We start from the raw sequence: 12280 nt of genomic DNA on the forward strand, positions 1-12280 counted from the left end.
TATTAACTTGTTTACGCAGCAATAAAACGGTCAAGTCCAAAATCTTGTGTAAAAAGAACCGGCAAAATGGTATATTTCGCTGTCATGATACTTGGCGTATAGCAGTAACATTGTGAGCTTGCTGCTTGCGCCATTCGAGATAATCAGTCATATCTAAGTAGCGGCGGCCCTCGGCCCACTTGTTGTCTATTTCGAGGAGCACTGCTCCAATAAGTCTTAATGCAGATTCACGGTTAGGGAATATGCGGATTACTCTTTCCCGGCGCCGTATTTCTTCGTTCAACCTTTCTAGGCCGTTTGTAGTTCTCAACTGCTTGCGGTACTTTTCTGGTAAAGCCAGTACAGCCAACGCATCTTCGAATCCGGTTTCTGGTATTTTCATGGCCCGGGGACCCTTTTTTTCGAAGGCATCTATGGTCTTTGCGAGCAACGAACGAGCAGTCTCCATATCAGGCGAATCCAGAATGGCTCTTTTCCTGGCCTTGACTTCATCCCGGCAAGAACTGGGGGTGACATCGAGGATATTACGCATAAAGTGGGTCTGACACCTCTGCCACGATGCACCTTGAAAATGCTTTCTAATGGCCTTAACTAAGCCGCCGTGCTGGTCAGATACCACTAAGTCTACGCCGGATAGGCCGCGCTCTTTAAGCCAGGCAAAGAAATCGCTCCAATTGTCTTCAGATTCGCTGTCACCAATTCTTATACCTAGAACTTCTCTTTGCCCGGTTTCCCCGATTCCTACGGCGATTAGGACACTGCGGTGACGTACCCGGTTATCTTCCCGGATACGTATCACTATGGCATCCACGATAACAAAAGGATACTCTTGTTCGTCTAAGGGACGGTTGTTCCAAGCCGTCAGCATAGGGTCTAATCGTTTACATAACTCGGATACCAGTGATTTTGAGATCCTGGTACCGCACAGTTCTTCGGTAATCTCGGTTACTTTGCGGGTAGATACACCGTTGACCACCATCTCCATCAGGGCAAGTATAAAAGCCTGTTCACTGCGCTGGTACCGGGAAAACAACTCGGTCGAGAATTTGCCGTTTCTGAGCCTTGGAACCCTTAAGGTAATCGTTCCTACCCTGGTGGTAAGGTTGTAAGGGTAGGTCCCGTTACGGTATCCCAAACGTTCCTCTGTGCGCTCGTACGGCTCTGCTCGCAGTTGCTCGGTGGCTTGAGCTTCTAACACCTGATTCAAAACTGATTGAAGCAGTCTCGCCATGCCGGCATCTTTAGCATCTGACAAAAAGAGCTGCTGCAATAATTCAGAATCAATGGTAACATGGTATTGAGCCATTGCAAGACACCTCCTCGGTTTTGGTTTTTTTGCTCAATACCATTTTACCGGGAGCCTTGCCTTGGCTCACTATTTTTACACAATTATACGGACTTAACTTGGCATTATGTAGGCTAAGTAAGTAGTGAAATACAAGTTTGTACAAATCCTGCCACATTAATCCCTCCTCCTTATGGTGGTCTCATCTATAATGACGCGATAAAAAACAAAAAGTAAACAAAAACCAGGAGAATTTTCTATAAACACGCTCCTGGTTGTTGGTTATCATAGTGTACGCTGCTGTCTGGCGACCTCATTAAATGCCCTCTTATTTCATCGCACGGGAAGAAGCTGTGCGGCCTGCTCTAGTTCGTAACCATCGGGGGTAACAACCCGAAAAAGCATAAGGCTAGGTTCTGTTGCTTCGTCTATCGTCATCCCTACATCATCATAGTTTATTTTCACTGTTTGATAACCTTGAAGTTGGGGTTCGACTACCACCAACCACTCGTCACCCAATCGGTAAATCTCCTTGACTTTGCGGTTTATCAACCAGAGCTCAAAAGAGTTCAATGAATTAAAGAAAGTGCTGCCCACCTTTTCTTTGGTAAATCCCAAACTGTAATATAATCCTGTTCCCTCAGAGAGGCCACCGGTATAGACAAAAAGATTACGTTGGGCGCAGCTTACAAGTGTACTAACATCACTGTATTTACCACCCATGAATGTACTGTGCCAGTATTTGGAGTAAACAGGCCGAACCCAAGTATCATCTTCGCTCGCAATTTCAAAAGGGACTTTGCGACCTAAAGAACGAATATCTTGGATGGAATAGAGTTGATTTTGTTCTAAGAACTGTTTAACTCGCTCCCTGTTCAATTCATTCACTATTGTTTCTGGCTGTTCTGGCTCGATGGCGCGGAGCCTCTGTAAGACTTCTGCAGTAATTTTTACTATGTTACCCTCACTACTTTGTTCCCACTGAACACCAGCACCCAAAGCTTCAACAACCCAACGTATAGGAACCATAATTCTTCCGTTAACAATTTGTGGTGGAACGTCTGGTTTGATTTCTTGCCCGTTAACAATGAGCTTAATCGGGTTAGCTGCGAAAGCGCCCGCAGCCAGGGCTAGAGTTAACACAACAGCACCTGTAACTGCTAACCACTTCTTCCCCACTGGCACTCCCCCTATCTCAATAAATTGATAACTAGCTGCGATTATCTCTCAAAATCGCAGTATTTCATTTTTTCGTCAGCAATGTGCTTTCTACAAACACACTGATACCAGCGCTATCTGGTACATCAATTGCCGTAGTGACGGCCTGCCCCGTTTGGTTATGGTTGTCTTGCCTTTGTGCTGACCAGAACTGTTTTCCTTCAGGTTCAAGCCGGCCTTCTTTTGCACCTGTTTGTAGTTTTTATACATGGTATTGGGTTGAATTAGCTTGACGTTCTTTGTTATCATGAAATTACTTCTGGTATTTAGATTTAGGGTGAGCCCGTGTATGCAGCATATTGCTGCTTTTTAGGCCGCCCTATTCTTTATACCAGGTTTTCTTTTTCCCCTTCAAAGCCGCTCTGCTTCATTACAGGAATGCTTTTTTCGGGCATAGAAAAAGCAGCTCCGAAGAAGTGCTAATAAATACAGGTTTATTGATTTTTTCCTTTTTTATAGTTTTAGTATTTTCACTTGAACAATTTTGTCAAATCCATCTTTGCATATATTACGCGATGGACTTCAACTATTTTCTCCGCTTCCCGAACAACGTAAAAAACAGCATAATTTTTCACAATCAACATTCGATAATCTTCTCCCAAAGGCTTTATAGGGCGGTATATCTTGTGTGCGTAAGGAAAATCCCTCAACAGGGAGATAGAATGCTCTAATGCATCCAGCAAATCCATTGCCGCCTTTGGCGCATTTAACTGGTCGGATATATACAGGATAATGTCCGTTATATCCTGCTTGGCTATCGGGAGGTAAATGATTTCATACATTCCCGTCGTCTACCTTTTTCTGCAAAGTTTGCCTTAAACTGTCGAAGAACTCTTTATGGGAAAACCGCTGATTGGTTTGTTTTGCTTGCAATTCTGCTTCCTTCAATTTAAAATATACTTCGCTTTCAAATTGTAGCTTTTCATAAGTTTCAAAGCTCATCACAACCATATCTCCATAACCATTTTTTGTAAGAAAGACAGGTTCGGAGGTTTCGTGGACAATCCTTGAAATCTCTGCGAAATTATTTCGCAAATCGGATACCGGCCTAATCTTTGGCATAGAAAAACACCTCCACATTTTATTTAGCATAATTTTATCATAATTATGCTAAATAATTAGAGCGCGCGTCTGAAGCTGTCTTTGTCACCTTAAGAATTCAGCAAAACGGGGGTGCAGTCCTTTTTTATCTACGATAATTCCCCGATTTTTAGGGATTGGTTAGCGTGCAAAAGTCTCAATTGAGATTGACAAAGATAAAAAGTCCGCAGAGAAAATAGAGAGCTGTTTTTTATGTTAATTTGCTAACCGCTTGCATATGGCAATACAATTGAGTAGAATATATCCAGAAGGAGGTGCTTCGAAATGGCAAGAACCGCTAATATATTTGCCCGCGTTGAACCTGAAATTAAAGAACAAGCTGAAAAGGTGCTTGAGCAGCTTGGCATTCCGATGTCCAATGCAATCGGGCTTTTTCTGCGTCAGGTTGTGCTTCAGCGCGGAATTCCATTTGAGATAAAACTCCCTAAAAACAAGCCGTTGTTGATAGAAGAGCTTAGTGAGCAGCAGTTTAATGCGAAAATTGAGGAAGGTATGGCTGATTTAAACAGCGGAAAGGTTGTTTCGGCAGAAAAAGTTTTTGCCAGGCTAAGCAAGGATTACGGGCTATGAGCGCTTGGAAAGTGGTTTATACCGAACAGGCGGAAAACGACCTGCGCGCCATTTACGAATACATCGCTTTTTCGCTGCTTGAGCCTAAAATTGCAGAAAGACAGACGAAACGGATTATTGAAGCTGCAGCAAAACTAAATGAAATGCCTTACCGCTGTCGTTTATATGAAAAAGAACCGTGGCGCAGCAAGGGGCTTCGGGTTTTACCGGTTGATAATTATTTGGTGTTTTATCTGCCCGTTGAAGATCGGGGAACTGTTGTAATAATCCGTATTATGTATGGCGGGCGGAATATCGAGAAGCAATTGCATAACGGAGAATAGCTTATAGAACAGAAAAACACCTCCACATATTGCTTAGCATAATTTTATCATAATTATGCTAAGCTATGCGATAAATCACCGATTATACAAGACTGGTCAATGTGCAAAATCTCATATAAGAAAAATTGTCAATTTCCCATGCCCGTCATCCTCAAAAAATGGCCAGAATCCCCCTCCAAACCTCAACCTACAAGGCTTCACCCCCTGTTGTTCTTCTTGAGCAAGACCACAGTCTCCACATGCCCGGTCTGGGGAAACATGTCGACCGGCTGCACTGCATTTATTGTGTAACCTTGGTTTGCCAGGTGGCCCAAGTCTCTTGCCAAGGTAGCCGGGTTACAGGAGACGTACACCAGGCGGGCCGGGCTCATAGTAACCAAGGCCTGCAGGAACCCCCGATTGAGTCCCTGGCGCGGCGGGTCTACCACGGCTACATCTGGTCGCTCGTGATCCAAGGCGGCATTCGTGACCCAGTCCTCAACCCTCTGGGCGATAAACCGCACATTCTTGATACCGTTACCTCTGGCATTTTTCTGTGCATCCGCTACAGCTTTCTCGTTCTCTTCCACGGCGATAACTTTTTTCGCTCTCTCGGCTAAAAACAAAGCTATAGTCCCCACCCCGGAATAGGCGTCGAGTACCGTTTCCGTCCCATTTAGCTCAGCAAATTCGCTAACAATGCGGTAAAGTAACTCGGTTTGAACCCGGTTCACTTGAAAGAAAGAGCCGGGAGAAATTTCGAAGCTCAAATGCTCTATTTTATCGGTTATCTCTGGTTTGCCGGAGAGAAGCCTGAACTTCGGTCCCAAAGCCAACGGGCTCCTGCCCGGGTTGATGTTTTGGTAAACCGAAGTTAGCTGGGGAAAAGCTTCACCGAGGCCCTGAAGGAAATGAGAGTTTAGCGATTTTTCGTGGGTAGTAACAAAGACAGCCATCATTTCTCCTGTTGCAGAGCTTTCGCGGATGACCAGGTTTCGCAACCGACCATCGCCGGTCTGGGGATGGTAAACCTCTACCCCCGATTCAGTAAGGGATTGCTCCAGGTAACCTAGCAGGTTATTGACCGCCGGGCTGAAGAGCAAGCAATCTCGTGCAGGAACAGCTTGGTAGCTTCCCGGTTTGAAAAATCCAAAAAACACCCGACCATCGTTTTTACCGGCATGAAATTGGCCTTTGTTCCGGTAATGCCACGGGTTATCCATCCCTCTAACAGGCAAAACCTCACACTCAAGATGTCCTATCCTTTTTAATGCCTGTACTACCACTTCCCTTTTTAGTTCCAGTTGCCGGCTGTAATCTATGTGTTGAAGCTGGCAACCCCCACATTGACCAAAAACCGGACAAACTGGAGTTGCCCGGTGCGCGGAACGAGTAACTATCTCTTCTAAGGCAGCTCTCGCATAACGAGACCTTACTTCGGTTATCCGAGCCAGCACCGTTTCCCCTGGAATGGCTCCAGGTACGAACACCGTAAACCCCTTAATCTTACCGACGCCTTCACCGTTGTGGCTAAGCCCGGTAATGTTCACTTCATATATCTTTGTCGCGGCAACAGGCCTGTCCTTAACCCGCATTTACAACCTCCTGTCATCGCACAGCATACCGCACCCCGGGTCAATTCCTCTCTCACCCGCACAACCATTAAGTCACCACATAGTACTCGTTGTCTTTGACCACCCTGCCCTGAGCTATAAGGCGTTCCAGGTGCTTGACATCCATATTCCTTTCAATAACGCGGTACAACGCTTCGTATTCTTCCGGGTAGTTATATTTACCGTAAATTGTCTTCCAGCTCACTATTTCGTTCAAAGTAGCCTTGCCAAAGCGCTTGAGATTGGCCACAAGATCATCCTCCCGCTTGAAGATGATATCGCGGTAATCGCGCAGGCGCTGGCGGACATTACGCTTTACTATTCCTTCCCCGTGTCCGGCTAAAATCATGTCCGGCTGGAGTTCTATCAAGAACTCGAGGCTGGAAATAAAATCTTCAATAGAGGATACGGGGTTGCCGTAGAAAGGACCGAAATCGGTCAAATCAATATCCCCAGAATAAAGGATCCCCTCGTCCAAGAAAAAGAACCCGCAATGCCCCGGCGTGTGGCCTGGCAGGTGTAGAACTTGAATCCGGTTTTTCCCCAAGTCTATGACCTGCCCGGGAAAAAGGTGCCCGTCCGGTTTTCCTGAACTCCATTCCCCTGCCTGCATCATCAGCTTTCCAAAAACCTTTTCTTCTGAACTGCTAAACCCAAAAGCTTCCAAGAATTTCTGTTCCGATTCCATCCACATCTCTTCCATGGGATAAAGGCAGAAGGGCTTATGTATCCTGTTGCGGTTGTAAACGTGATCGAGGTGGCCGTGCGTGTACAACACCACATCCACCTGCTTCCCTTCTATGATCTCAAGCAAGTGGCTGGCTGGCATGGCGGTGTCTAAGAAGCAGCACCGGTCGTCCTGTACCAACACGCAATGGCAGTACGGGAACTGGAAAAAGGGTCCTTCGATAAAAGTGATGGTGTCCGTGATCCTTTTCACAGCATCACACCCCCTGATCGAATACCCTCGGGTCGATGGCTCGCCCCATCGCTTCGTATCCTTGCCTGCTAGGATGAGCCCCATCCAGGAAATAACTATCGATTACATTGCCGTTACCGTCTATGAAAGCCGAATAAAAATCTATAATCGGCAGGTTTTTCGCTTGGGCATGAGCCTTTATCCACTCTCGTAGCCTGACCAATCGCCTTTCCATTTCCTCATCGTCGATGGGAATGGGCAAGCCCAGTACCGGCTTAATGCCATTCGCTTCGGCAAGTTCGACCATCCTCTTCAGGTTATCCACAATGCGGTCATGCGATTCTCTCCAGACCACATCGTTCGTGCCTCCCATTATGACCACGTGGGTGGGACGGTGAGCCAGTACACTCCGCTCAAAGCGCCTCAACATATCTCCCGTCGTGTTCCCGTTGATACCTTCGTTGATGACCTCGTACCCGGTTATTTCAGCCAGGTATGTCGTCCACGATGTCCTGGGACCATACGGGAACCCATAAGTAAGGCTGTCTCCTAAGCAAACGATACGTTTCACTCCCCATCTCCTCCTAGGTAAAGAACGATCACCGGTAGTGCCGACCTCGCCTTTCGGAATGAAGTAAGTTAAATCATACCTTATACCACACGTTGCCGTCTGTACCCACTACACCCATTTTTTCCAGCCTATCCAGGTGTTTGAGTAACATCAGCTTTTCCCAGAATTCATAGTAAACATGAGGATGGTCAGAGTAAATGATGCCTTTGGATGCCAGGTCATTTAGAGTCTGTGGAGTTTCCAGAAGACCTATGACCCGGGACTCTCTCTCAAAAATCTTCTGCCGATAGGCATCGAGCTCTGCTCCGATGTTCTCTGTGATGTAACGCCGGTGGCAACTGACTATCACTTGCGGGGCAAGCATCTTCAATTTCTCGATGGAGCTGAGGAAATCGTCCAAGTTGGAGAGGTAGCTGGCATACCAGGGACCAAAAGGGATCAAGTCTATATCACCGGAAAACAAAACCCCCTCCTGTTCAAAGAAAAAGCAACTGTGGCCAGGAGTATGACCAGGAGTATGGATAACCGTCGCTTTTGTTTTCCCAAAGTCGAAAACGTCACCCTCTTGAAACATCAGGTCAATCCTCTTCACCCGAGAGGTGACGTCTGGGAAATCGGGATCGGGATGTCGTTCTCTCATCATCTTGCCATATTCTAGGTTAGGGGCTTCCAACAACTCATCCCATAGTTGTAGCCCCACGTAATAGAAGTACTTTTCACGCGATACCATCGCGGGATAATCGAGAGCATGGATACAGTAAGTGGACTTAGCAAAGAGTTCGTGGCCGTGAGTATGGTCGGGGTGAAAATGGGAATAAATCACCATATCGACTGATTCAGGATCCAGTTCCGCGAAAGCTTTCCTTCCCGCCCCGGTGTCGAACACGGCTTTCACGTCCCCGTCCACGTACAGGCAGTGGCAATAAGGGTAAGCCGCTTTGGACTGGGCCCGGATTATCTTTATCGGTCCTGTCAGTTCTGTCATGACACGTAATCCCCCGTGATTCAAGCAGTCTCAAGCACCTACGGTGCAACCTTCTTTTCCATACTGTCCAAAACCGTCTTCAGTTTTTCGATGTTTTCCCCATATCCGGCCCAGTTGCCCTGCCGCAGGTTTTCCTGGGCCTGGTCGTAATAGTCTTGCGCTTGTTTGACCAGTTCTTCCAGAGTAACTTCGCCGGGAGCAACCGGGGTTAGATCAGGACGGGTTTCCTGGGCAGTCTGGTTTTCACCGAACAACTGGACCATGGCCTCATCCAGGCTCTCGGCCATGACAACCCTGTCTCCGTAAACGGCAATGACGGCTCTCAGCTCCGGGATCTGGCTTTGTTCCGCCTGGAGGTAGAGCGGTTCAATATACAGTATCGAATGGTTGATAGGGATAACCATGAGATTACCGCGGTAAGCCCTTGACCCCCTTTGATTCCACAAGGTCAGTTGCTGCGATATCCTAGAATCCTGGTTGATGCGCGACTCCACCTGCATTGGACCAAATACCAATTCCTGTTTAGAGAAGTCGAACAAAAGAAGTCTTCCGTAATCCTCACCGTCGGAACGGGCACAGAGCCAGGCCACCATATTTTGTTTCTTGGCTGGGGTAAAAGGCATCATCAAGATGTATTCGGGCTCGGGTTCGCCTGGCAGGCGCATTATGATGTAGTACGGTTCCATGTCTCTGGGCTGGTCTTCAAAAATCTCGCGCGGTATATTCCACTTGTCCTCTTTATTGTAGAACACACGGGGATCCTGCATGTGGTACACAGCCAGCATCTGGGCCTGCACCGAGAAAAGGTCCTCCGGATAGCGGACGTGCTGCCGCAACCCTTTGGGCATTTTTTCCATCGGAGTGAAAAGGCGGGGGAAAATGCGGGCATACGACCTTACTACTGGGTCCCGGCTGTCAGCCAGATAAAACTTCGTTTCTCCAGTGTACGCGTTAACAACGACCTTGACCGAGTTGCGTATATAATTGGCTCCGCTGTTTTCAAAAGGAGCTGAATACGGGTACATGTCGGTTAAGGTGTAGGCGTCTCGTATCCAGTACAGCTGGCCTGAATCTATTACCAGGTAAGGGTCCCCGTCAAACCTCAAAAAAGGAGCTATCTTGCGCATCCTTTCATCTATATTGCGATAGAACAACACGTAACTGTCAGATGTTATATCGTTTGAAAGCAGTATCTTGTAATCGTGAAAGACCCAAGCCAAAATCAACCTGCGGCCAAACGAATTGATCTTGACCCCGCTCGTGTCCTGGTAGGTGGTCCACACGTTTTTATCGCCCGACGGGTAGTCGAACTCCTGGGTTTTGGTCCTGACGAAAACATACTGGTCAGTACTCTCGCCGAAATAGATTTCCGGTCGTTCGATTTTCAGGTCAGTCAAAAACCTCGGGGGTATATCCCGGATAAACAACCGCGGCAAACCTTCTTGGGCAACCTCGTTGACCGGGCTCATCGCTACGCCATAACCGTGGGTATACTTTAGGTGTTGATTTATCCAGGTTCGCGCTTGTTCCGGCAGTTTATCCTGAGCCAGTTCCCGTCCCGCCAGCATAACCTGGCGGTATTTGCCATCGATAACATAACGGTCGACATCGATATCATTGAATTGGTAATACAACCGGATCTCCTGTATTTCTTTGTACGTCTTCTTTAGGGGCTGCCAGTCCCACAAGCGAATATTCCTGACGGTATCTTCGTTGTTCTTAATATCATCCCAACCTAGATTGTATTGAACGTTAAACGTCTTGCTTTCCACCCTGTCGAGGCCGTAGGCCTCCCTTGTCATTTTGATGTTATGTTCAATGTACTGTTGTTCCCGCGCAAACTCGTTAGGCTCGACCGCGAACTTCTGAACAAGCCAGGGGTAAATCCCGAGTAGGGTTACCGAGGAAACCACCCACACGGCTAGGCCAGCCACGATCCAGCTCATCTTTTGGAGAAAAACATTCATGGCAATAACCAAACCGACAAGTAACGCGATAACCAGGAGCACCTTGTACCCCAGTAACCGGGCGTGAATATCCGCATAGCCCGCCCCGTATACCACTCCACTCGGCGAATACAGAAGAGCATAACCCGCAAGCTTGTATCCCCAAGCCTTCAAAAATAAGATGGCAGCCACTAGAACCGCCAGGTGCTTCTTCGAGTAGGAAAACTCCCTCCAATCAGCAAAAAATACCTCGAAGGTGACCGTCATAAGGTACAAGAGCGCGGTGCAGATGGTAGCTATGATGAGAGTACCCATGAGATAACCATATAAGAGGCGGTAAAACTTGAGGCTAAAAACGTAGAACCCTATATCTTTGTTGAAAACAGGGTCGGTTTTGCCGAAAGGAACCGAGTTGAGATACTGGAGAACAACCGCCCACTTTCCACCCACAATCGATGCAAGTATAAAGGCCAGGAAAAGGCTTATGGCTAAAAGTATCCACCCTGAGACGCGAGCTCCCAACCACCGTTGCCAGGGGGTTTCGGGATTGAGGTAGATGATGCTACGTCCTTCGTCATTGACCGGTGGGGGCTGGTCGCGAAGCACGTTACGCCGGGCAACCGCCAAATTAACATATATGATGGCAAAAGCAAACAGGAATGCTGCTGTTGTGACCAGTATTTTGCTTACTAGGGCAGTGCCGAAAACACTGCCGAACCCCAGCGAATCGAACCACAACCAGTCAACGTACAGCCTGGCCCCGGTAGAAGCCAGCCCTACTAAAAGCAATAAAAGAATCAGCCACCCGTACCGACTAATGCCACCCTTCACCAATCTGTCTCCTTTCTCTGTGGCTCAACCTGTGAGCCCTTGCTCTCCTGTGAAACCGGTTACATCATCTGCGCCGATTATCTGGATCAGTAGATGCCTTTAAGCAGCGTTTCTTTCCGCAGACCGGAACAGTTGCAGCGTGTAGCCGCAGGGATCGAGCGAACAGTCTCCACGATGACGCGTCCCAGCGAGTATCCTTCTGAGTAGAATATTTCTTCCAGTTCACGGTGCTCCCAAGATTCTACCACGCCTTCAGCATAGTTGACGACCAGGTATATCCCAGCGTAACATGCCCCTATTTCCCGGGCCAGGTATACTTCAGGGCACAGGCTCTGACCTACCACGTCAGCCCCGGCCATTCGGAACAGGTTGACCTCGGCCGGGCTTTCAAAGTGTCGCCCGTCGGTGACCGCATAAACCCCGCGATCAAATACCCGATACGAAGTCAGTCTGGCAGCCGTTTCTACTAATAAACGGCGCAGTTCGGGACAAAGTGCCTCTCGCATTATCAGAAGATAGTGATCGTCGAGCCCGACGTCTTTCCGCATGGAAAAGTCTATGTAGTCGTTAGGCACAACCACATCCCTGGGTTTGAGTAGGTGGTTTATACCCCCTACTCCCCCTTCACCGATTATCTTTTGAACCCCCGCCTCCCGCAAAACCCAAAAAACCTGCTGGGATGCCTGTTTGCGGGTTACGCCCCGTCTCCAGCCGTGCATGCGGCAGGTCAGAATATGACGGGATTCTCCCTCTTCCGTAGTCAGTTCAAAACGTTTAAAAGCCGGGCTTCTGCCGTAAGGGGTATCGAACTGCAATCCGTCTTCGATCGCACGCACATAATCAAGCCCCAATTCCTCAGGGAAGTCTATGTTGAAGGTGCTGGATCCCCCGATGACCGCATATTCGCAAGCAGGGATACTCTTCACGCTTCTCGCCCCT

13 protein-coding genes are annotated in these 12280 nt (G+C 47.9%); 2 read left to right on the forward strand and 11 right to left on the reverse strand.

All coding sequences use genetic code 11. The features are described from left to right. Positions 1–82: 82 nt before the first annotated feature. The 5 genes from SLIP_RS05695 to SLIP_RS05715 all read right to left on the reverse strand — a co-directional run bounded on the left by SLIP_RS05695 (position 83) and on the right by SLIP_RS05715 (position 3565). Positions 83–1306 (reverse strand): IS256 family transposase, encoded by a 1224-nt coding sequence (locus SLIP_RS05695; RefSeq protein WP_013175327.1) that lies wholly within the window; start codon positions 1304–1306, stop codon positions 83–85. A 312-nt stretch (positions 1307–1618) separates the two neighbouring features. Next, positions 1619–2464, reverse strand: coding sequence for a copper amine oxidase N-terminal domain-containing protein (locus SLIP_RS05700; protein ID WP_013175329.1), 846 nt, complete (start codon positions 2462–2464; stop codon positions 1619–1621). Between the two features lie 90 nt (positions 2465–2554). Beyond that, entirely contained in the window at positions 2555–2752 is a 198-nt protein-coding gene (locus SLIP_RS05705; protein ID WP_041432781.1) for a transposase, read from the reverse strand. Positions 2753–2973: 221 nt separating this feature from the next. Further along, the gene (locus SLIP_RS05710; protein WP_013175330.1) at positions 2974–3285 is read right to left on the reverse strand and encodes a type II toxin-antitoxin system RelE/ParE family toxin; all 312 of its coding nucleotides are present in this window, start codon (positions 3283–3285) and stop codon (positions 2974–2976) included. Further along, the gene (locus SLIP_RS05715) at positions 3278–3565 is read right to left on the reverse strand and encodes a type II toxin-antitoxin system Phd/YefM family antitoxin (protein WP_013175331.1); all 288 of its coding nucleotides are present in this window, start codon (positions 3563–3565) and stop codon (positions 3278–3280) included. Before SLIP_RS05715 ends, SLIP_RS05710 begins: the two co-directional genes overlap by 8 nt. Before the next feature lie 303 nt (positions 3566–3868). Here SLIP_RS05715 and SLIP_RS05720 point away from each other — a divergent pair, with 303 nt between their 5' ends. Together SLIP_RS05720 and SLIP_RS05725 are read left to right on the forward strand one after the other, a co-directional pair. Beyond that, positions 3869–4174, forward strand: coding sequence for a type II toxin-antitoxin system RelB/DinJ family antitoxin (locus SLIP_RS05720; RefSeq protein WP_013175332.1), 306 nt, complete (start codon positions 3869–3871; stop codon positions 4172–4174). After that, entirely contained in the window at positions 4171–4497 is a 327-nt protein-coding gene (locus SLIP_RS05725; RefSeq protein ID WP_013175333.1) for a type II toxin-antitoxin system RelE/ParE family toxin, read from the forward strand. The genes SLIP_RS05720 and SLIP_RS05725 overlap by 4 nt, the downstream gene beginning before the upstream one ends. A gap of 197 nt (positions 4498–4694) precedes the next feature. Here the strand turns inward: SLIP_RS05725 and rlmD are convergent, their stop codons facing one another. The 6 genes from rlmD to SLIP_RS05755 form a co-directional block, all read right to left on the reverse strand. Next, positions 4695–6071, reverse strand: a complete 1377-nt coding sequence (rlmD, locus tag SLIP_RS05730) for a 23S rRNA (uracil(1939)-C(5))-methyltransferase RlmD (protein WP_013175334.1) — start codon at positions 6069–6071, stop codon at positions 4695–4697. 67 nt (positions 6072–6138) lie between these two features. Continuing rightward, positions 6139–7029 carry an MBL fold metallo-hydrolase gene (locus tag SLIP_RS05735; RefSeq protein ID WP_013175335.1) on the reverse strand — a complete coding sequence of 297 codons (891 nt, stop codon included), beginning with the start codon at positions 7027–7029 and terminating at the stop codon, positions 6139–6141. Positions 7030–7033: 4 nt separating this feature from the next. Then, complete coding sequence (locus SLIP_RS05740; RefSeq protein WP_013175336.1) at positions 7034–7579, reverse strand: SGNH/GDSL hydrolase family protein; 546 nt, start codon at positions 7577–7579, stop codon at positions 7034–7036. A gap of 73 nt (positions 7580–7652) precedes the next feature. Continuing rightward, positions 7653–8564 carry an MBL fold metallo-hydrolase gene (locus SLIP_RS12015; protein WP_013175337.1) on the reverse strand — a complete coding sequence of 304 codons (912 nt, stop codon included), beginning with the start codon at positions 8562–8564 and terminating at the stop codon, positions 7653–7655. Positions 8565–8602: 38 nt separating this feature from the next. Then, entirely contained in the window at positions 8603–11341 is a 2739-nt protein-coding gene (locus tag SLIP_RS05750; RefSeq protein ID WP_013175338.1) for a UPF0182 family membrane protein, read from the reverse strand. 86 nt (positions 11342–11427) lie between these two features. Beyond that, positions 11428–12267 carry an MTAP family purine nucleoside phosphorylase gene (locus SLIP_RS05755; RefSeq protein WP_013175339.1) on the reverse strand — a complete coding sequence of 280 codons (840 nt, stop codon included), beginning with the start codon at positions 12265–12267 and terminating at the stop codon, positions 11428–11430. Between the last annotated feature and the right edge of the window lie 13 nt (positions 12268–12280).

This window comes from Syntrophothermus lipocalidus DSM 12680, assembly GCF_000092405.1.
Lineage (GTDB): Bacteria > Bacillota > Syntrophomonadia > Syntrophomonadales > Syntrophothermaceae > Syntrophothermus > Syntrophothermus lipocalidus.